The following is a 20,480-nucleotide window of genomic DNA, read 5'->3' on the forward strand; positions in this document are numbered from 1 at the left end:
TGTGGGAGCGGGCTTGCCCGCGATGGGGCCCTGTCAGCCGATAAAAATCTTACTTGGCCGCCACTTTCTCGGACTTGCCGTCATAACGCTTGCGCCATTCAGTGAGGATCTCGTCGCGGTTCTTCGAGGCCCAGGCGAAGTCGTTCTTGATCAGGCGCTGTTCGTAGTCCGCCGGCAATTCGGTCTGCGGCTTGGCGATGCCAGGCTGGGCGAGTACAGCGAAGTTTTCCTTGTAGAGCTCCATCGCCTCGGGGCTGGCGGAGAAGTCAGCCAGTTTCTTCGCGGCTTCCTCGTGGGCAGTGCCCTTGATCACGGCCGTCGCTTCGATCTCCCAGCCCAGGCCTTCCTTCGGCAGGATGATGTCCAACGGTGCGCCCTGACGTTTCAGCTGGACGGCCGGGTACTCGAAGGAAATACCGATCGGGAACTCACCGGCGGCGGCCAGTTTGCAAGGCTTGGAACCGGAGTGAACGTACTGGCCGATGTTCTGGTGCAGGCCGTCCATGTACGCCCAGCCCTGCTTCTCGCCGAAGGTTTGCAGCCAGGCGCTGACGTCGAGGAAACCGGTGCCGGACGATGCCGGGTTCGGCATGACGATCTTGCCTTTGTACTCAGGCTTGGTCAGGTCTTGCCAGCTCACTGGCTTGGTCAGGCCCTGCTTCTCGGCTTCGACGGTGTTGAAGCAAATGGTCGCGGCCCAGACGTCCATGCCGACCCAGGCTGGCGGGTTGGCGGCGTCGCGGTAGTTGGCGCCGATCTTGCCCAGATCCTTGGGTGCGTAGCTTTGCAGCATGCCCTGCTGATCGAGGATCGCCAGGCTGGAAGCCGCCAGACCCCACACGGCGTCAGCCTGCGGGCGTTCTTTTTCGGCCAGCAGTTTGGCGGTGATGATGCCCGTGGAATCGCGCACCCACTTGATTTCGACGTCCGGGTTGGCCTTCTCGAAAGCCTCTTTGTAGGTCTTCAGTTGTTCGGCTTCGAGGGCGGTGTACACCGTCAACTCGGTTTTCGCCGCGAAGGCGTTCAGGCTGAAAGCAGTGAGGACAGCAGCGGCCAGGGCCAGGGGCTTGAACATGATCTTTTCCTGTTTTTTGAGTTGAGGGGTTGTGCAGATTCAATGACCGGGCGCGGTCTGCCGCCAGGCCTGGGAGCGGCGCAGCAAGCCGCGCGAAGCCCAGGCCAGCAGCAGGGACACGCCCGCCGAGGTGAACAGAATCAGGGTCGACATCGCTGCCGCGCCGCCGACGTTGCCGGCGTCGTCCATGTTCAGCACCGCCACCGCCGCGAGGATGGTGTCGGGGCTGTAGAGGAAGATCGCCGCCGAGACGGTGGTCATGGCCGAGACGAACAGGTAGCGCACGATGTCCAGCAACGCCGGCAGGCAGATCGGCACCGTGACGCGCAGGTAATGGCGGTACAGCGGCGCCTTGAGCGACAGCGCGGCGGCTTCGAACTCGGCATCGAGTTGACGTAGCGCGGTGGTGGCGGTCATTTGCGCGGTGGTCAAATAGTGCGCAATAGTGCAGACGATCAGCAGCGCCATGCTGCCGTAGAGCACGTGCAGCGGGTTGCCGGTGAGGTTGAAGAAGAAGACGTAACCCAACCCCAGCACCAGGCCCGGCACCGCCATCGGTACGAAACTGAGCATGCGCAAGGTCAGGTTCAGGCCACGCTGTCCCTTGGTTTTTTCCATCAGGTAGGCCCCGGTAAAGATCAGCATGGAGCCGATCAGCGCGGTGCCCAAAGCCATCTTCAGGCTGTTGCCGTAGGCCAGCCAGCCACCGCCGGCGGTTTCGTTGAACTGATAGTGGTTGAGCGACAGCGACAGGTTGTACGGCCAGAACTTCACCAGCGACGAGAACACCGCCATGCCGAACACCAGCAGCAATGCGGCGCTGATCAGCAACACGATGACCAGGTAGCATCCGTCGCGCAGCTTCGATGGCACCGGCTTGAACACCTGGGCACGACCGCTCATGGAGTCGCCATGGCGCCGACGCAACCAGGCATCGACACCGAAGCTGAACAGCGCCGGCAGCAGCAGCACCATGCCGATCAAGGCACCGCGGCCGAACTGCTGCTGACCCACCACCGCCTTGTAGGCCTCCAGCGCCAACACCTGATAGTCGCCACCGACCACCACGGGCACACCGAAATCGGTGATGGTCAGGGTGAACACCAGGCAGAACGCAGCGAACACTGCCTGGCGGGTCGCCGGCCAGGTGATGCTGCGGAAGGCTTTGGCGGGGCTGGCGCCCATGCTTGATGCAGCATCGAACAGTCGTGCATCCGCCAGGGACAACGCCGACAGCAGGATCATCAAGGCGTGCGGGAAGGTGTAGATCACCTCGCCAAGCACAATGCCCCAGAAACCGTAGATGTTGTCCGAAAGCAGACCACGCAACATACCCTGGTTGCCGAACAGGTAAACCAGCGCAATGCCGGGCAGCATCGACGGCGCCATCAATGGCAGCAGCGAGATGCCGCGCCAGATGCCTTTGGCCGGAATCAACGTGCGTTGCAGGGCGTAGGCAAACAGGTAGGCCAGCGGTACGACAATGGCCGCGACGCTTAGGGAAACCTTCAGGCTGTTACCGAGCAACCAGTGGAAGTTCTCGCTGGTCACCAACTCCTTCGCTGCGACCCAACCACCGCCCTGCCCGGCTTCGGCGCTGAAACCACGCCAGAAGATCGCCAGCAACGGCATCAACACGGCAACGCCGAGCAACACCAGCAGGAGGACCTTGCCGCCGACCACGAATAGCCGGTCACCGATTTCGGCGCGGGAGGTCTGCCGAACCTGCCTTTGTGGCAGCGGCAGCGCGAGGTTCGCGCTCATCAGGCAAACACCTGCAGGCTACGCGGCGGCAAGGCGACCATGATCTGCTGGGCACCAAGACGCGGCATGGCTTCGGGCGCCAGTTCCGCCAACAGTGCATGGCCCGGCAACTGATCAAGTTCGAAGCTCATGCGGCAGCGATTGCCGAGGAAAGTGATTTCGCGGACCTTGGCCGGGAACAGGTTTTCCTCGTGCACCAGCGGGTTGATGCTGATCGCTTCCGGGCGGCAGAACAAACGGCCTGACGTGCTCTTGGCGCCGCCGTCGGCCAGGCGCATGCTCATTCCACCGACCTGGGCGTGGCTGTCGCTGCTGCGCTGGAACGGCAGCCAGTTGCCCTGGCCGACGAACTCCGCCACGAATGGCGTGGCCGGGCGGTTGTAGATTTCCTGCGGCGTGGCGTACTGCTCGACCTTGCCGTTGTTCATCACGGCAATACGGTCGGCCATCAGCATGGCCTCGTCCTGATTGTGGGTCACCATCAGCGTGGTGATGCCGAGGTTGCGTTGCAGTTGGCGCAATTCGGTACACAGGTGCTCGCGTACCCGGGCATCGAGGGCCGACATCGGCTCGTCGAGCAGCAACAGCGAAGGCGCCGGGGCCAGAGCGCGAGCCAGTGCAACCCGCTGCTGCTGGCCGCCGGACAATTGACCGGGATACTTTTTCTCGCTGCCGCCCAGGCCGACCAGTTCCAGCATCTGACCGACACGTTGGCGAATCTGCTCGCGGCCATTGCCGGCGAGGCCGTAGGCAATGTTCGCTTCGACAGTCAGGTTGGGGAACAACGCATAGGACTGAAACAGAATGCCGTAGTCCCGCGCCTGGGGTGGCAGGTGGGAAACGTCGCGCTCACCCAGGTACAACTCGCCACTGTCCTGCTTTTCCAGACCGGCAATGCAACGCAGCAAGGTGGTTTTGCCACAGCCCGACGGGCCCAGCAGACACACCAGCTCACCGGCCGCCACGTCGAGGGAAACGTTATCCAGTGCCGTGAAGGCGCCAAAACGTTTCTGAACGCCGCGCACTTTCATCGGCGCGCCGGGGTTGGTCAGGGCAGTTGCAATCGGGTTGTTCATGGACGGACCTCATCAAGCAGATGGGGCCATCCTAGAGTTGTAATGAGTCCGTCATGTGGCAGTTAGGCAAAAACTGCCGATAGTGGTATTCGAGGATTTTGGTTTAAGTCTTGTGTTGCCTGAACTGACGCCATCGCGGGCAAGCCCGCTCCCACAGTTGAGGTGGGAGCGGGCTTGCTCGCGAAGGGGCCGGTACTGTCACCACTGATCTCAGGCCGGGGCCATTTCCTGCGCCAACCCCAGAAACGCCGCCGGCAGCCGCGCGTTTTTACGCTCCTTGAGGCAATACAGGTATTCCGGGATTTGCGGCGCATTCTCGATGGTCAGCACCCGCAACTGCGGATCGTGCGGCACTTCCTGGCGGGCAATGATGCTGATGCCGATGTTGCGCAGCACCGCTTCGCGGATCGATTCGCGGCTGCCGATTTCCAGCAGCGGGCCGAAACACACCCCGGCACTGGCCAGCAACTCTTCGGTCAGGCGACGGGTGGTCGAGCCCGGTTCACGCATCAGCAGGGTATGCCCGGCCAGGGCGCCGAGCGGTACGTGATCGTGAACCGCCAGCGGATGATTGCGATGCACCGCCAACACCAGCGGGTCGCTGCCGAGCACCCGGCGAATCAGCCGCGCGTCATCGAGCAACTGCGACGACGCCGCGACATCGACACGGTATTCCTCCAGCGCTTCGAGCACTTGCTGGGAGTTGCCGATTTCCACCGAAACCTCAACCTGCGGCAGTCGCTCGCGAAAGGTCTTCACCAGGTCGAGGATGTAATACGGCGCCGTGGCGGCGATACGCAATGTGCCCTGGACCTGGCCGCAGTTACGCAGGAAAAACTCGATGTCGGCTTCCTGCTGCATCAGCACCTTGACCATCGGCAGCAGCCGCGCGCCCTCTTCACTGACGCTCAGACGCCGGCCGCCACGGTAGAACAACTCGACCGAGTACTGGCTTTCGAGGTTGCGGATCTGCGTCGTCACCGTCGGCTGGCTCAGGCCAAGCTTTTTTGCAGCCTGGGTAATGCTGCCCAGGCGGGCCACCATGTAAAACGCCTTCAGCTCGGCACTCAGCACAACCGTCCCTCATCCTTTACTTGCGCAGCAGGCGCAATCCGTTGAACACCACCAGCAAACTCACGCCCATGTCGGCGAACACCGCCATCCACATGGTAGCGACCCCGGCGAAGGTTACCCCAAGAAAGATCGCCTTGATGACCAAAGCCAGGGCGATGTTCTGCTTGAGAATGCTCGATGTCTGGCGTGACAGGCGAATGAATGCCGGAATCTTGCGCAGATCGTCGTCCATCAGGGCAACATCGGCGGTTTCGATCGCGGTATCGGTGCCGGCGGCGGCCATGGCGAAACCGATCTCCGAACGCGCCAGTGCCGGGGCGTCGTTGATGCCGTCGCCGACCATGCCGACCCGATGCCCTTGGGCATAAAGGGCCTCGATGGCCTGCAATTTGTCACCCGGCAACAGATCGCCCTTGGCTTCGTCGATACCGACTTGTGCAGCGATGGCCTGCGCGGTGTGGACATTATCGCCGGTGAGCATCAGGGTCTTGATGCCCAGCTCATGCAGTTGCCCGATAGCTTCGCGACTGCTCGCCTTTACCGTATCGGCGACGGCGAACAACGCCAACGGACCGGATGAGTCAAGCAGCAGCACCACCGACTTGCCCTGCTTCTCAAGGGCAAACAGCTTTTCTTCCAGCGCCGGCGAACACAGGCCCAGATCCTCGACCAGACGATGGTTGCCCAGATGGTAGAGCTGGCCGTTGATCTCGCCGCGCACGCCGCGCCCGCCCAAGGCTTCGAAGTTATCCACAGCCAGCGTCGCGGTTGGTTTATCCACAGCCGCTTTGGCGATGGCCAGGGAAACCGGGTGGTCCGAGCGCCCGGCCAGCGCGGCGGCAATGGCTGGCGCCGATTCATCGACGGTCGGGTCCAGCGACAGGTAATCAGTCTGCACCGGCTTGCCGTGGGTGATGGTGCCGGTCTTGTCCAGGGCCAGGTAGTCGAGCTTGTAACCGCCCTCCAGATAGACGCCGCCCTTGACCAGAATGCCTTTGCGCGCCGCTGCCGCGAGGCCACTGACAATGGTCACCGGTGTGGAAATCACCAGCGCACAGGGGCAGGCCACCACCAGCAACACCAGCGCCCGATAGATCCAGTCGAACCACAACGCGCCCATGAACACTGGCGGGATTACCGCCACGGCCAGGGCCAGGACGAACACCGCCGGGGTGTAGATTTTCGAGAAGCTGTCGACGAAACGCTGGGTCGGCGCCCGCGCACCCTGAGCCTGCTCGACGGCGTGAATGATGCGGGCCAGGGTCGAGTTGTCCGCCGCGGCGGTCACCGCGTACTCCAGGGAGCCGGCCTGGTTGATGGTGCCGGCGAATACCTTGTCGCCGACGGTTTTCTCCACCGGCAGGCTTTCACCGGTGATGGGCGCCTGATCGATGGTCGAGCGACCGGACAGCACTTCGCCGTCCAGGCCGATACGCTCACCGGGACGCACCCGTACCCGCGCGCCGAGCCCGATGGTTTTGACATCCTGCTCAAGCCAGGTCCCGTCAGCCTGCAACACCGTTGCCGTGTCCGGGGTCATCTGCATCAGGCCACCGATGGCATTGCGCGCGCGGTCCAGGGACCTGGCCTCGATCAACTCGGCCACGGTGAACAGGAACATCACCATGGCCGCTTCCGGCCACTGGCCGATCAGCACCGCGCCGGTCACGGCAATGCTCATCAGCGCGTTGATGTTCAGGTTGCGGTTCTTGAGGGCGATCCAGCCTTTTTTGTAGGTACCCAGGCCACCACTGAGGATCGAGACCAGTGCGATAACCGCTACCACCCAGTTCGGTGCGAAACCGGTGAAGTGGATAACTTCTGCCAGCAATGCACCAACACCGGACAGCGCCAGGGGCCACCACGGCTTTTTCCGGGGCTCTGGCCGAGGGGTTTCAGCCCCCTGGCCCATCGGCTCGGCATGCATGCCCAAGGACTTGATGGCCTCGACGATCGGTTCGATATCGGGTAAGTCGTGGGTCACGCCGAGCATCCGATTAATCAGATTGAACTCCAGCTGCTGCACCCCGGTCAGTTTGCTTAGCTTGTTCTGGATCAGCGTCTGCTCGGTTGGACAGTCCATCGCCTCGATGCGAAAACTGTTCAGTCGGGCCCCAGGCGTCGCTGTTTCGCTCAGTTTTATCAGCGCAGGCACCGTCGCCCCGGACGAGCAGCAGGAATCGTTGTGATCGCTGTGGCCATGTTTTTGCACGGGTTTGAGCTTGTGGCTGTGCTCGTGTTCAGCCCCGGGTTTGTGGGAGTGCAGGGAATCGCTCATTGGTTGCGTCCATAAGAGTGCCTGTTGCCAAGTAAAGACCCTGTAGCCACTATAGGGTCAAGCACCCTTTCTGGAGTTTTGGAGATTGGCGTCATGAAAATTGGAGAATTGGCGAAACTCACGGACTGCGCCGTGGAGACGATCCGCTACTACGAGCGCGAGAACCTGCTGCCGGAACCGGCCCGCAGTGACGGCAATTATCGCGTCTACACCCAGGCCCATGCCGAACGCCTGACGTTCATCCGCAACTGTCGCACTCTCGACATGACGCTCGAGGAAATCCGCAGCCTGCTGGCGTTTCGCGACAGTCCGCAGGACCAGTGCGAAAGCGTCAACGCGTTGATCGACGAGCACATCCACCACGTCAAGGCGCGGATCGACGGCTTGCTGGCCTTGCAGACACAACTGCTCGACCTGCGCCAACGCTGCGGCGAGCGGCCGGGTGTCGATCAATGCGGGATTTTGCAGCGGCTGGAAGTAAGCGGCGGGGTTGTGGCGACGGAGGTTGAGCATTCCCATGTAGGCCGCAGTCACGGCCATTGAGAGCACCACCTACCCCCTGATGTAGGAGCGAGCTTGCTCGCGATGAACTCAAGGATGACGCGTTTCGTCAGGCAATACGCGTCATCGTTCACGTCCATCGCGAGCAAGCTCGCTCCTACAGGGGGGATGGTGTGAAGCGTCAGACCGCCATCGGCGCGGTCATCGGCGCATGGTGTTCGTAGCCTTCCAGCGAAAAATCGCTCGGCTCCACCAGCTCCAGCCATTCCGGCTGATACACACCCGTCTTGGCAAACGCTGGTACACGCTCGGAAATCACCAGTTTCGGCATCGGGAACGGCTCGCGCTTGAGCTGTTCGTTGAGCATGTCCAGGTGGTTTTCGTAGACGTGGGCATCACCGATGAAATAGGTGAACCAGCGCGGCGTGTAGCCCGTCAGGCGACCGATCAGGCTCAGCAGCGCTGCACCTTCGGTGAGGTTGAACGGCGTGCCAAGGCCCAAGTCGTTGGAGCGGATGTAGAGGGTCAAAGAGATCTCTTTGGTCTCGACATTCGGGTGGAACTGGTACAGCAGGTGGCACGGCGGCAGGGCCATTTCATCAAGTTGGGCGCAGTTCCAGCCGTGGAACAGGATGCGACGGCTGCCCGGGTCCTTGATGATGGTGTCGACACACTGGCGCACCTGATCGATGGCCTTGTACAGCACCACGTAGGCCTGGCCGTCTTCCTCGCCTTCGGCGATCTGGCGGTAGCCTTGCTTCAGAGTCTGTTCGATGGCGGCCTGGTTGCTGACCGGGATTTGCTTGTACGCCGGCCATTTGCGCCATTGCACGCCGTAGATTTCGCCGAGGTCGTCTTCGCCCTGACGGAACGGGTTGGCCAGCCACTGGGCGTTTTCGTTGGCGTTCTGGTCCCAGACCTTGCAACCCAGGGCGCGGAATTCGGCAGCGTTGTTCACGCCACGCAGGAATCCGCACATTTCGCCGATGGCCGATTTGAACGCCATTTTGCGCGTGGTGATCGCCGGAAAGCCTTCCTGCAGGTCATAACGCAGCATCGCGCCGGGGAAACTGATGGTGTTCACGCCGGTACGGTTGGCCTGCTTGGTGCCGTTCTTGATGACGTGGGCGACCAGTTCGAGATATTGCTTCATGAGTTACCTGTTTCCTTGAACCCGCAGCCTTCGCTGCGGGGTTCGAATTTATACGGCTGCCGCTGGAGATGCCGGGGCGCGGTGATACGCCAGCCAGATCAGCAACAGACCACCGACGATCATCGGCACGCACAGCACCTGGCCCATGGTCAGCCAGTTCCAGGCCAGATAGCCCAGTTGCGCGTCCGGTACGCGGACGAACTCGACGATGAAACGGAAGATGCCATAGAACAGCGCGAACATCCCGGAGACCGCCATGGTCGGCCGCGGTTTGCGCGAGAACAGCCAGAGGATCAGGAACAGCGCCACGCCTTCGAGGGCGAACTGGTACAGCTGCGAGGGGTGACGCGGCAGCTGCGCCGGGTCGCTGAACGGCGGGAAGATCATCGCCCACGGCACATCGGTCGGCTTGCCCCACAGCTCGGCATTGATGAAGTTGCCGATACGCCCGGCACCCAGGCCAATCGGCACCATCGGCGCGACGAAATCCATCAGCTGGAAGAACGACTTGTTGTTCTTCTTGCCGAACCACAACGCCGCCAGCATCACGCCGATGAAACCACCGTGGAACGACATGCCGCCCTTCCACACTTCGAAAATCAGCATCGGGTTGGCGAGGTAGGCATGCAGATCGTAGAACAGCACATAACCCAGGCGCCCGCCGACGATCACCCCCATCGACATCCAGAACACCATGTCGGAGAGTTTCTCCTTGGTCCAGGTCGGGTCGAAGCGGTTCAAGCGGCGGGACGCCAGCAGCCAGGCGCCGCCGATGCCGATCAGGTACATCAGACCGTACCAGTGGATTTTCAGCGGACCGATGGCCAGGGCCACCGGGTCGATCTGCGGGTAAGGCAGCATTGCGACTCCTCGTTAGAGTTCAAATCTTAAAAATTCCCGGGCGACGCTGCCACCTCAGGATTAAGCCAGGATTGCGCCGCCCGTCAGAGCAGATGCTTCAGACTAGAAAGTTCAGGCCAACGCAGAACAGCAAAGCGGCAAACAGCCTTTTCAGCAACTTCGGCGACAACCGGTGGGCCAGTCGCGCGCCCAAACGGGCGAACACCATGCTGGTCAGGGCAATGCCCAGCAACGCCGGCAAATAAATGAAACCGAGACTATGGGCCGGGAGCAACGGATCGTGCCAGCCCAGAATCATGAAACTTAATGCACTGGCCAGGGCAATCGGCAGACCGCAGGCCGATGAAGTGGCCACGGCTTGCTGCATCGGCACACTGCGCCAGGTCAGGAACGGCACGGTCAACGAACCGCCGCCTATGCCGAAAATCGCCGAGGCCCAGCCAATGACACTGCCGGCCAGGGTCAGACCGAGTTTGCCCGGCACGGTTCGGCTGGCCTTGGGTTTGACGTCCAGCGCCAGCTGAGCGGCGATCACCAGGGCGAAGACACCAATGAGCTTCTGCAGGTTGGGGCCGGAAATCGCTTCCGCCGTCAGGGCGCCGAACCCGGCACCGATCAGAATGCCGACGGTCATCCACATGAAGATCGGCCAAAGCACGGCGCCACGGCGGTGATGCTCACGTACCGCGTTGACCGAGGTAAAGATGATCGTCGCCAGGGAGGTCCCCACTGCCAGGTGCGTGAGGATCGACGGATCGAACCCTTGGGCCTTGAAGCTGAACACCAGCACCGGGACGATGATGATCCCGCCACCCACGCCAAACAGCCCGGCGAGCACACCTGCACAGGCGCCGAGCGCCAGATAGAGCAGAAATTCCATGGTCGTCGCGCCCGCATCCCCAAAACCGGAGCGGCATGGTAACGGATGCATGGCCTCAAGCTCCACTGTGCAAGGCGATGGATCGATGAGCGATGTCTGCGTAGAGTGGGCAAAACACACACACGGACTCCCTTATGTGCCTGATTGTTTTTGCCTGGCGCCCGGGTCATGCCCAGCCGCTGGTCGTGGCGGCCAATCGCGATGAGTTCTACGCCCGCCCCAGCCTGCCTCTGGCGCCATGGCCCGAAGCGCCGCACGTACATGCGGGGCGCGACCTCGAGGCCGGTGGCAGCTGGCTCGGTGTCGGTGCCAACGGACGTTTTGCGGCGCTGACCAACATCCGCGACCCTCATCGACCGCCAGGGCGCAAGTCTCGTGGGGAGCTGGTGGCGCGATTTCTCACCGGAGAAATGTCAGTTGATGATTATTTAGCCGACGTTGTCGACCGTTCGCCGGAATACGGTGGTTTTAACCTGCTGGTTGGCAACACCCATGAGCTCTGGCACTTCAACGCCCGGGAATCGAACGCGGTGAACCTGGCACCGGGGGTCTACGGGTTATCCAATGCCGGGCTGGATACGCCCTGGCCGAAGTTGCTCAAGGCCAAGGCTGCATTGCGCGAGGTGCTGGATGATCCGCAGCCTCAGGCGCTGTTGGCGTTATTGAGCGATGCGCAGACAGCGCCGTTTGCCGAGCTGCCGGATACCGGAGTGGGCCTGGCTACCGAGACCTTGCTGTCGAGCGTATTCATTGCCAGCCAGAGTTATGGAACGCGGGCGAGTACGGCGTTGATTGTGCAGGCCGATGGGCGGCGGCATATGGTTGAGCGCAGTTTCGGGCCGTATGGCGGGCATCTGGGGGAAGTGGAGATCAGGCTTTAGTTTTGTGTTGCCAGCACTGACGCCTTCGCGAGCAAGCCCGCTCCCACATTCGACCGCGTTCGTATGAGAGAACTCGGTTAAATGTGGGAGCGGGCTTGCTCGCGAAGGGCACGCCGCAGATCTAGAGGGGTTTGACCGAAGCCGGGTTGATCATCCGCGCCAGCCCGAGGTTCTTCAGCGCCAGCTGCAATGAGCTGTGAATCACTTGCGGGTTGTCGATGGTCATCAGTTCCGCCAGCAACTCCCTGGCCTTGCTCAGGTTGATCTGACGCAGCATCCACTTCACTTTCGGCAAGTTGGTGGCGTTCATCGACAGGCTGTCGAAACCCATTGCCATCAACAGCACGGCCGCCGCCGGGTCGCCGGCCATTTCACCGCAGATGCTCACCGGCTTGCCTTCGGCATGGGCGTCGCGCACTACCGTTTGCAAGGCCTGCAGCACTGCCGGGTGCAGGTAGTCGTAAAGATCGGCCACCCGCGGGTTGTTGCGGTCCACGGCCAGCAGGTACTGGGTCAGGTCGTTGGAGCCGACCGAAAGGAAATCCACTTGCCGCGCCAGTTCCTTGGTCTGATACACCGCCGCCGGAATCTCGATCATCACGCCAACCGGCGGCATCGGTACGTCGCAGCCTTCGTCACGCACTTCGCCCCAGGCCCGGTGGATCAGGTGCAGGGCCTCTTCCAGCTCATGGGTGCCGGAGATCATCGGCAGCAGAATCCGCAGGTTGTTCAGGCCTTCACTGGCCTTGAGCATGGCCCGGGTCTGCACCAGGAAGATTTCCGGGTGGTCGAGGGTGACGCGAATGCCGCGCCAGCCGAGGAACGGGTTGTCTTCCTTGATCGGGAAGTACGACAGCGACTTGTCACCGCCGATGTCCAGGGTGCGCATGGTCACCGGTTGCGGGTGGAACGCGGCGAGCTGCTCGCGGTAGATCGCCAGCTGTTCCTTTTCGCTCGGGAAACGCTGGTTGATCATGAACGGCACTTCGGTGCGGTACAGCCCGACGCCCTCGGCGCCACGTTTCTGGGCCCGCGCCACGTCGGCCAGCAAGCCGGTGTTGACCCACAGCGGCATGCGGTAGCCATCGACCGTGATACACGGCAGGTCGCGCAGCGCATCCAGCCCGAGGGCCAGTTGTTTTTCTTCCTCGACCACTTCGGCGAACTGCTTGCGCAGCACGTCGCTGGGGTTTGTATAGACTTCGCCCCGGTGCCCATCGACGATCATGTCGATGCCATCGACCTTGGAATACGGCAGGTCGACCAGGCCCATGACCGTCGGAATACCCATGGCGCGTGCCAGGATCGCGACGTGGGAGTTACCGGAGCCGAGTACCGAAACCAGGCCCACCAGCTTGCTTTCCGGAACCTCGCCGAGCATCGCCGGCGTCAGTTCCTCGCTGACCAGAATGGTGTTGTCGGGGTAGACCAGGGTCTGCTGGCGCTCTTCCTGCAAATAAGCCAGCAGGCGCCGCCCGAGATCCTTGACGTCCGAGGCACGCTCGCGCAGGTAAGCGTCGTCCATCAATTCGAAACGGTTGACGTGATCGGTGACCACCTGGCGCAACGCGCCCTGGGCCCACTGGCCGGTCTTGATCACGGTGGTGACTTCGCTGCCCAGCGCGGCATCGTCGAGCATCATCAGGTAGACGTCGAACAGGGCCCGCTCTTCCGGGCGCAACTGCGTGGCAAGCTTGGCGGACAACGCGCGCATGTCGGCGCGTACGCCTTCGATGGCAGTCTTGAACAGCCCCAGCTCGGCTTCGATGTCGGTGATGTTCTTGTCGGGCACCACGTCCAGGTCCGCCGGTGGCAGCATGACCACTGCCGTGCCGACGGCCGCACCCGGCGAACCAGGAACCCCGACGAACTTGGCTTCCTGGATGCCTTTGCCCTGACGACCCAGGCCGCGGATCGAGCCGGTGGCTTCGGCGTGGGCGATAACGCCGGCGAGCTGCGCGCTCATGGTCACGAGGAAGGCTTCTTCACCCTCATCGAACTGGCGACGTTCTTTTTGCTGGATGACCAACACGCCGACGACGCGGCGGTGGTGAATGATCGGTGCACCGAGGAACGAGGCGTAACGCTCTTCACCGGTTTCGGCGAAGTAACGGTAGCGCGGGTGATCCGCGGCGTTTTCGAGGTTCAGGGGTTCTTCACGCGTGCCGACCAGGCCGACCAGACCTTCATTGGGGGCCATGCTGACCTTGCCGATCGAGCGCTTGTTCAAGCCCTCGGTGGCCATCAGCACGAAACGGTTGGTCTCGGGATCAAGCAGGTAGACCGAGCAGACCTGGCTGCCCATGGCCTCTTTGACGCGCAACACAATAATCCCCAACGCCGCCTTGAGATCCTTGGCGGAGTTAACTTCCTGGACGATCTTGCGCAGCGTATTGAGCATGGCTCGGGGTCGAACTCCGTCGTCAGTCGCGCGCTAAAAGGCGCGGGGCAAGCTCTTTGAGAGCGCGTCGATACACCTCGCGCTTGAATGTCACCACCTGGCCCAACGGATACCAATAACTGACCCAGCGCCAGCCATCGAATTCCGGTTTACCGGTCAAATCCATCCGCACCCGCTGCTCGTTGGAGATCAGGCGCAGGAGAAACCATTTCTGTTTCTGGCCGATGCACAGCGGTTGGCTGTGGGTACGTACCAGACGTTGCGGCAAACGATAGCGCAACCAGCCCCGGGTGCAGGCGAGAATTTCAACATCTTCGCGCTCCAGGCCCACTTCTTCGTTCAGCTCGCGGTACAAGGCGTCTTCCGGCGTCTCTTCGGGGTTGATTCCCCCCTGCGGAAACTGCCAGGCATCCTGATTGATTCGGCGAGCCCATAGCACCTGGCCGGCGTCATTCGTCAGAATGATCCCGACATTAGGGCGAAAACCATCGGGGTCGATCACGGCAACAACCTCGCAAACGCATGTCGCCGCATTGTTCCACAAAGGTTGTGAAGGCGGCAACGAAGGTTCCTACCTTATGTGCACTCTTGTGAAAAGACCGTATTCTTGTCGCCTTTTTACTGACTTTTCAGCGGGTAACTGCAATGCGCCTGGCTTTATTCGATTTGGACAACACCCTACTGGGCGGTGACAGCGATCACGCTTGGGGCGATTACCTGTGCGAGCGCGGCTTTCTCGACGCCGTTGCCTACAAGACTCGCAACGACGAGTTCTACCAGGATTACCTGGCCGGCAAACTGGATAACGCTGCCTACCTGAACTTCTGCCTGGAAGTCCTCGGCCGCACGGAAATGGCCACGCTGGATCAGTGGCACAGCGATTACATGCGCGACTGCATCGAACCGATCGTGCTGCCCAAGGGGCTTGAATTGCTGAAGAAGCACCGCGATGCCGGCGACAAACTGGTGATCATCACGGCGACCAACCGCTTCGTCACAGGTCCCATTGCCGAGCGTCTGGGCGTCGACACCCTGATCGCCACCGAGTGCGAAATGGTCGACGGCCGCTACACCGGGCGCAGCACCGATGTGCCGTGCTTCCGTGAAGGCAAGGTGACAAGGCTCAATCGCTGGCTGGAAGAGACCGGTCACAACCTGGAGGACAGCTACTTCTACAGCGACTCGATGAACGACTTGCCGCTGCTGGAGCAGGTGACCCACCCGGTGGCGGTTGATCCGGACCCGAACCTGCGGGCCGAGGCCCAGAAGCGTGGCTGGCCGGTGATCAGCCTGCGCGGCTGATATCGCTTTCGCGAGCAGGCTCGCTCCCACAAGGGAATTTGTGTCGGTCACAACTCCAGTGTGGGAGCGAGCCTGCTCGCGAAGGGAGCGACACGGTTAAAAGGGTTAAACAGGCTTCGCACCCATCAACCCGGCAATCGCGACAAAACAGACAAAGCTGAACAACGCCAGGGCAAAGGTGAATCTGCCCACGCCTCCCGGCGCCTTGCGCAGCTTGTTCAGTCGCACCAGCAACCAGAACCACGCCAGCGCCGCCACCGTGTAAAGCACGCTGGAGGCCAGCAACCAGGTCTGCCCCAGCGGCCAGCCCACCAGGTGCACCATCCACCAGCCGGTAAACGGCATGCTCAGCAGCGCCAGCCCCATCAACAGCCAGACAAATACACGCGGCCGTTGCAGGGTGCGGCTTCCCGCCGTCGCATCACCCTTACGCCGTGCAAGCAAGACCCAGACTCCCAGACCCAGCGCACAAGCCAGCAGTACGACAGTCGCCGCCATGTGCGCCGCTTTCAGGGCAGTTAACGTTTCCATTGTTCGATTTCCTTATGACCTGCCCATCAGCGTAGCCCTTCAGCCAAGAAACAGCTGATAGGCCGGGTTGTCGCTTTCGTCCCAGTACGGGTAGCCGATTTCTTCCAGCGCCGCCGGCACCAGGTGGCGCTCGTCGTGGGGCACTTGCAGGCCCGCGACGACCCGGCCATCCGCCGCGCCATGGTTGCGGTAGTGGAACATCGAGATGTTCCAGCGCCCGCCGAGCTTGTTGAGGAAGTTGAACAGCGCGCCCGGACGCTCCGGGAACTCGAAACGCAGGATCACTTCATCGACCACATGCGCCGCACGCCCGCCCACCATGTGGCGAATGTGCAGCTTGGCCAGTTCGTTGTCGGTCAGGTCCAGCACCGGGAAACCTTGCTCGCTCAGGCTGGCGATCAGTGCGCTGCGCGGGTCGTTTTCCGGGTGGGTCTGCACGCCGACAAAGATGTGCGCTTCGCTGCCGGTGTTGTAGCGGTAGTTGAATTCAGTGATCTGGCGCTTGCCGATCGCCTCGCAGAACGCCTTGAAGCTCCCCGGTTTCTCGGGAATGGTCACGGCGATGATGGCTTCGCGACCCTCGCCCAGTTCCGCACGCTCGGCGACGTGGCGCAGGCGATCGAAGTTGACGTTGGCCCCGGAGTCGATGGCCACGAAGGTCTGGCCGCTGACACCGTGCTGCTCGACATACTTCTTGATCCCGGCCACGCCCAAGGCACCGGCAGGTTCGGTGATCGAGCGGGTATCGTCGTAGATATCCTTGATGGCCGCACAGATTTCGTCAGTGCTGACGGTGATCACTTCATCGACATGATCTTTACAGATGTCAAAGGTGTGCTGACCGATCTGGGCCACCGCGACACCGTCGGCGAAGATGCCCACAGTCGGCAACACCACACGCTCGCCCGCCGCCATGGCGGCTTGCAGGCAATTGGAGTCATCCGGTTCGACGCCGATGATCTTGATGTCCGGGCGCAGGTACTTCACGTACGCGGCGATGCCGGCGATCAGGCCGCCGCCGCCGACCGGGACGAAAATCGCATCCAATGGTTGCGGGTGCTGGCGCAGAATCTCCATGGCCACGGTGCCCTGCCCGGCAATGGTGTGGGGATCGTCGTAGGGGTGAATGTAGACGTAGCCTTTTTCATCGACCAGTTTCAGCGAGTAGGCCAGGGCTTCCGGGAACGAATCGCCGTGCAGCACCACTTTGCCGCCACGCGAACGCACGCCTTCGACCTTGATCTCCGGGGTGGTCTTGGGCATGACGATGGTCGCTTTCACACCCAGCACCTTCGCCGCCAGAGCCAGGCCTTGCGCATGGTTGCCCGCCGACGCGGTGACCACGCCGCGGGCGCGCTCTTCGTCGCTCAACTGGGTCAACTTGTTGTAGGCGCCGCGAATCTTGAACGAGAACACCGGCTGCAAGTCTTCGCGCTTGAGCCAAATGCTGTTGCCCAGCCGCTCGGAGAGCTGGCGGGCAGTCTGCAAAGGGGTTTCTACGGCAACGTCATAAACGCGCGAGGTGAGGATCTTTTTGACGTACTGTTCAAGCATCGGAAAGCATCACTGAGCGGGTTGGGCAGGACCATGGAGTCTAACCCGGCTTTCAGGCGTGCGACCACATTAAACCGGTGGTTTTATGGCACCGGCAGAGATCATCACCTGTAGGAGCGAGCTTGCTCGCGAAAAACCCAAAGGCACCGCTGGGTATCTGGTTTACGCGTTATCGTTCACGACCATCGCGAGCGAGCTCGCTCCTACAGTGTCGGGATCACAGATGTGCGCATTTGACCCGCCAATCGGGCAATGACCTTCCCCGCCCCGAAGCCTATAATGCCGGCCTTTCGTTCTCTCTTCGGCACTTCGGAGCCCGCATGAACCAGGATCAACTCAAACAGGCAGTGGCTCAGGCCGCCGTCGACTTCATCCTTCCGAAACTCGACGACAAGAGCATCGTCGGGGTCGGCACCGGCTCCACCGCCAACTGCTTCATCGATGCCCTGGCCCGACACAAGGGTGCATTCGATGGCGCCGTCGCCAGTTCCGAAGCCACCGCCGCGCGCCTCAAGGGCCACGGGATTCCGGTGTACGAACTGAATACCGTCAGCGACCTGGAGTTCTATGTCGACGGCGCCGATGAAAGCGATGAGCACCTGAACCTGATCAAGGGCGGCGGCGCTGCCCTGACCCGCGAGAAGATTGTCGCGGCCGTGGCCAAGACGTTCATCTGCATCGCCGATGCCAGCAAACTGGTGCCGGTGCTCGGCAACTTCCCGCTGCCGGTGGAAGTGATCCCGATGGCCCGCAGCCATGTGGCCCGCCAACTGGTGAAGCTCGGTGGCGACCCGGTCTACCGTGAAGGCGTGATCACCGACAACGGCAACATCATCCTCGACGTGTTCAACATGCAGATCACCAATCCGGTGGAGCTGGAGACGCAGATCAACGCAATCGTCGGCGTGGTCACCAATGGTTTGTTCGCGGCACGTCCGGCGGATCTGTTGCTACTGGGTACCAGCGAAGGCGTGAAGACCCTGCGCGCCGAGTAAATCAGGCGCGCCGATAAACCTGTGGGAGCGAGCCTGCTCGCGAAGGGGCCGGGTCAGTCGGTAAAGATGTCGACTGACAGACCGTCTTCGCGAGCAGGCTCGCTCCCACAGTGGTTTTGTAGTGCGATTCAGTTTTGGTTTGGCTTCTTGAAGACGTAAAACAGGTTCGGCTCACTGACGAGGTACAGCGTACCGTCATCTCCCATGGCGATCCCCTCCGCTTGTGGCACGTTTTTCTGCAGACCCTGGCGCCCCTTGCTCAGTGACATCGTGCTCAGCGGACGCCCATCCACATCCAGCTCCAGAATCAACCGCGACTCATCCGACAGCGCCAGCAAATGCCCGCTGCGCTCGTCGTATTGCAGGCTCGACAGGTCCTGCACAAACATCCCGGCATCACGCTTGGGGTCGTTGATCACGTGCACCGAGTAGGATTCTTCAGGATTGAAACGCGGAAAACCGTGCACTTCGTAGATCAGCATCGGATTGCGTTCCTTGGCCACGAACAGGCGCTTGCCCACCGAATCGTAAGCCAGGCCCTCGAAGCCTTTGTTGCTGCCCATGTGTACGCCGATGGTCATTTGCTCGGCGTCTGCCGCGTCGACGAAGGTCGTGTCCTGCTCCAGATGGATCTTGATAAGCCGTTGCTGGCTTTCGTCAGTGACCACGTAGGTGTCGGCGCTGATGAACTCCACCGCCTCGGGATCACCGAAACCAACCAGTGCCACACGGCGCAGAACCCTGCCGTCGAGGGACAACTCGATCAGCTCGCTGCGCTTGTTGGTCACAGTGAACAGGCTTTTGCGCACCGGGTCGTAGGTCAGTGCCGAGACATTGTCAATCAGGCCATCGATCACCTGCGCGTCAGTCACGACCTGGTATTGGTCCAGCTCCATGGATCGGGCACTCACCGGTTGCCATAGCGCATACAGATTGAACCAGGCGCGCTCGAACAGACGCTGGTACTGGGCGATCGCTATCAACGCGATCAGCGAGACCACCGACAGGATCAGAATCAGGGATTTGGGGCGGGCAAATCGATGCATTCGGGCGGGCTCAGGGTCAAGACAGGCGGATGAAATATCACGCCTGTCTGAACTGAAGCTTAATGGTCACTGGCCCGATCCTACAACCGGGCACAGGCAATCCTGTAAATCGTAAACGTCAGTGCTGTTTTTCGAAGCGATAAAACAGGTTCGGCTCGCTCACCATGTACAGCGTGCCCGCTTCATCCATGGTCACGCCTTCGGCACGCGGGATGGTATTTTTCAGGCCGTTGAAGCCGCGCAACAGAGTAATGAAACTGACCTGTTCACCCTTCTTGTCCAGCTCCAGCAACAGGTGCGACTCGGCGGACAGCACCAGCATGTGGCCGGTCCGCGGGTCGATCGCCAGTGCCGACAAGTTGCGCATATCCAGCGCATGGCTGGCCAGTTTCAGCTTGTCACCGGTAAGGACCTTGCCGTCGCCTTTCCAGGCAAACAATGCCGGCGGACGCTCTTCGCCCAGCACCAGCTGCTGATTGGCAGAATCCCAGGTGACACCTTCGAAGGCCTTGTTCTGGTCTTTGGAAGGCCCCAGGTCGTATTTCGGGAAGTCGGCGACGTTCAGTTCACGAGTGTCGGCATCGACCTTGACGACAGTGATCAGGTGCTCGCGCTCATCGACAATCGCCAACAGGCCGTTACCCAGTACGGCAACGCCTTCCGGGTTGCTCCAGCCCACCAGCGGCATTTTACGCAGCACGTCACCCTGCAACGTCAGCTCGACCAGGAACGGGTTCTTGCCCATGACCGAAAACAGGGTTTTGGTCTGGGGGTCATAGGCCAGGTCCGACGCTTCGTCTTTCTCCATGCCCGGCAACGGCTTGGCATCGATCACCGCCCGGTAGTCCGGAAGCCAGACACTGGCCTGGCGCTCGGCCGGGCTCTTGAATTGCTCTTTCACCCAGAGCACGCCCCGTGCATCCCAGTGCATGGCAAATGCAACGCCGTAGGCGACAACGGCCACCAGCAATAGCCAGATTTGCCAGCGCAGGGCAAAGCGTGAGCGGCGGGCAGGTTTAAGCGTGGAAAGCGGAGGAGTGGCCATCGGAGAATGCGTTCCAGAAATTCAGGCTAGGGGTAATAGCACAGTTTTGGGCCGGCTCAGAGG

General features: G+C 61.5%; 18 protein-coding genes. 4 read left to right on the forward strand and 14 right to left on the reverse strand.

Annotated features, from left to right (window positions below; translation table 11 throughout):
* Positions 1-49: 49 nt before the first annotated feature.
* The 5 genes from ACLD1X_RS08365 to ACLD1X_RS08385 form a co-directional block, all read right to left on the reverse strand.
* Positions 50-1,075, reverse strand: coding sequence for a putative 2-aminoethylphosphonate ABC transporter substrate-binding protein (locus ACLD1X_RS08365; protein ID WP_104450172.1), 1,026 nt, complete (start codon positions 1,073-1,075; stop codon positions 50-52).
* A gap of 39 nt (positions 1,076-1,114) precedes the next feature.
* Entirely contained in the window at positions 1,115-2,839 is a 1,725-nt protein-coding gene (locus tag ACLD1X_RS08370; protein WP_429366904.1) for a putative 2-aminoethylphosphonate ABC transporter permease subunit, read from the reverse strand.
* Positions 2,839-3,915 (reverse strand): putative 2-aminoethylphosphonate ABC transporter ATP-binding protein, encoded by a 1,077-nt coding sequence (locus tag ACLD1X_RS08375; RefSeq protein ID WP_429366905.1) that lies wholly within the window; start codon positions 3,913-3,915, stop codon positions 2,839-2,841. The genes ACLD1X_RS08370 and ACLD1X_RS08375 overlap by 1 nt, the downstream gene beginning before the upstream one ends.
* A 210-nt stretch (positions 3,916-4,125) precedes the next feature.
* Positions 4,126-4,989, reverse strand: coding sequence for a LysR family transcriptional regulator (locus ACLD1X_RS08380; RefSeq protein WP_008020013.1), 864 nt, complete (start codon positions 4,987-4,989; stop codon positions 4,126-4,128).
* Positions 4,990-5,005: 16 nt separating this feature from the next.
* Positions 5,006-7,267: a heavy metal translocating P-type ATPase gene (locus ACLD1X_RS08385; RefSeq protein ID WP_429366906.1), complete on the reverse strand. Its 2,262-nt coding sequence runs from the start codon at positions 7,265-7,267 to the stop codon at positions 5,006-5,008.
* Positions 7,268-7,360: 93 nt separating this feature from the next.
* Here ACLD1X_RS08385 and cadR point away from each other — a divergent pair, with 93 nt between their 5' ends.
* Complete coding sequence (gene cadR / locus ACLD1X_RS08390; protein WP_111285329.1) at positions 7,361-7,810, forward strand: Cd(II)/Pb(II)-responsive transcriptional regulator; 450 nt, start codon at positions 7,361-7,363, stop codon at positions 7,808-7,810.
* A gap of 139 nt (positions 7,811-7,949) precedes the next feature.
* Here cadR and ACLD1X_RS08395 read toward each other — a convergent pair whose 3' ends face one another.
* The 3 genes from ACLD1X_RS08395 to ACLD1X_RS08405 all read right to left on the reverse strand — a co-directional run bounded on the left by ACLD1X_RS08395 (position 7,950) and on the right by ACLD1X_RS08405 (position 10,662).
* Positions 7,950-8,921, reverse strand: a complete 972-nt coding sequence (locus ACLD1X_RS08395) for a thymidylate synthase (protein ID WP_429366907.1) — start codon at positions 8,919-8,921, stop codon at positions 7,950-7,952.
* A gap of 48 nt (positions 8,922-8,969) precedes the next feature.
* Positions 8,970-9,782 carry a prolipoprotein diacylglyceryl transferase gene (lgt, locus tag ACLD1X_RS08400; protein ID WP_429366908.1) on the reverse strand — a complete coding sequence of 271 codons (813 nt, stop codon included), beginning with the start codon at positions 9,780-9,782 and terminating at the stop codon, positions 8,970-8,972.
* A gap of 97 nt (positions 9,783-9,879) precedes the next feature.
* On the reverse strand, positions 9,880-10,662 hold the full coding sequence (locus ACLD1X_RS08405; protein WP_429366931.1) for a sulfite exporter TauE/SafE family protein: 783 nt from the start codon (positions 10,660-10,662) through the stop codon (positions 9,880-9,882).
* 134 nt (positions 10,663-10,796) lie between these two features.
* Here ACLD1X_RS08405 and ACLD1X_RS08410 point away from each other — a divergent pair, with 134 nt between their 5' ends.
* On the forward strand, positions 10,797-11,543 hold the full coding sequence (locus tag ACLD1X_RS08410) for an NRDE family protein (RefSeq protein ID WP_429366909.1): 747 nt from the start codon (positions 10,797-10,799) through the stop codon (positions 11,541-11,543).
* Positions 11,544-11,664: 121 nt separating this feature from the next.
* Here the strand turns inward: ACLD1X_RS08410 and ptsP are convergent, their stop codons facing one another.
* Positions 11,665-13,944 (reverse strand): phosphoenolpyruvate--protein phosphotransferase, encoded by a 2,280-nt coding sequence (gene ptsP, locus ACLD1X_RS08415; protein WP_429366910.1) that lies wholly within the window; start codon positions 13,942-13,944, stop codon positions 11,665-11,667.
* Positions 13,945-13,966: 22 nt separating this feature from the next.
* Positions 13,967-14,446 carry an RNA pyrophosphohydrolase gene (locus tag ACLD1X_RS08420; RefSeq protein ID WP_003229203.1) on the reverse strand — a complete coding sequence of 160 codons (480 nt, stop codon included), beginning with the start codon at positions 14,444-14,446 and terminating at the stop codon, positions 13,967-13,969.
* A gap of 143 nt (positions 14,447-14,589) precedes the next feature.
* Here ACLD1X_RS08420 and ACLD1X_RS08425 point away from each other — a divergent pair, with 143 nt between their 5' ends.
* Positions 14,590-15,246 carry an HAD family hydrolase gene (locus ACLD1X_RS08425; protein ID WP_429366911.1) on the forward strand — a complete coding sequence of 219 codons (657 nt, stop codon included), beginning with the start codon at positions 14,590-14,592 and terminating at the stop codon, positions 15,244-15,246.
* 105 nt (positions 15,247-15,351) lie between these two features.
* Here ACLD1X_RS08425 and ACLD1X_RS08430 read toward each other — a convergent pair whose 3' ends face one another.
* Together ACLD1X_RS08430 and ilvA are read right to left on the reverse strand one after the other, a co-directional pair.
* Positions 15,352-15,777 carry a DUF2269 domain-containing protein gene (locus ACLD1X_RS08430; RefSeq protein ID WP_429366912.1) on the reverse strand — a complete coding sequence of 142 codons (426 nt, stop codon included), beginning with the start codon at positions 15,775-15,777 and terminating at the stop codon, positions 15,352-15,354.
* Between the two features lie 39 nt (positions 15,778-15,816).
* Positions 15,817-17,331, reverse strand: coding sequence for a threonine ammonia-lyase, biosynthetic (ilvA, locus tag ACLD1X_RS08435; RefSeq protein WP_429366913.1), 1,515 nt, complete (start codon positions 17,329-17,331; stop codon positions 15,817-15,819).
* Positions 17,332-17,651: 320 nt separating this feature from the next.
* Here ilvA and rpiA point away from each other — a divergent pair, with 320 nt between their 5' ends.
* On the forward strand, positions 17,652-18,326 hold the full coding sequence (gene rpiA / locus ACLD1X_RS08440; protein ID WP_429366914.1) for a ribose-5-phosphate isomerase RpiA: 675 nt from the start codon (positions 17,652-17,654) through the stop codon (positions 18,324-18,326).
* Positions 18,327-18,454: 128 nt separating this feature from the next.
* Here the strand turns inward: rpiA and ACLD1X_RS08445 are convergent, their stop codons facing one another.
* Together ACLD1X_RS08445 and ACLD1X_RS08450 are read right to left on the reverse strand one after the other, a co-directional pair.
* Positions 18,455-19,372, reverse strand: coding sequence for an SdiA-regulated domain-containing protein (locus ACLD1X_RS08445; RefSeq protein ID WP_429366915.1), 918 nt, complete (start codon positions 19,370-19,372; stop codon positions 18,455-18,457).
* Positions 19,373-19,490: 118 nt separating this feature from the next.
* Positions 19,491-20,417 carry an SdiA-regulated domain-containing protein gene (locus ACLD1X_RS08450; RefSeq protein ID WP_429366916.1) on the reverse strand — a complete coding sequence of 309 codons (927 nt, stop codon included), beginning with the start codon at positions 20,415-20,417 and terminating at the stop codon, positions 19,491-19,493.
* Between the last annotated feature and the right edge of the window lie 63 nt (positions 20,418-20,480).

The sequence above is a fragment of the Pseudomonas sp. 18173 genome, from assembly GCF_050432945.1.
In the GTDB taxonomy this organism is placed as follows: Bacteria; Pseudomonadota; Gammaproteobacteria; order Pseudomonadales; family Pseudomonadaceae; genus Aquipseudomonas.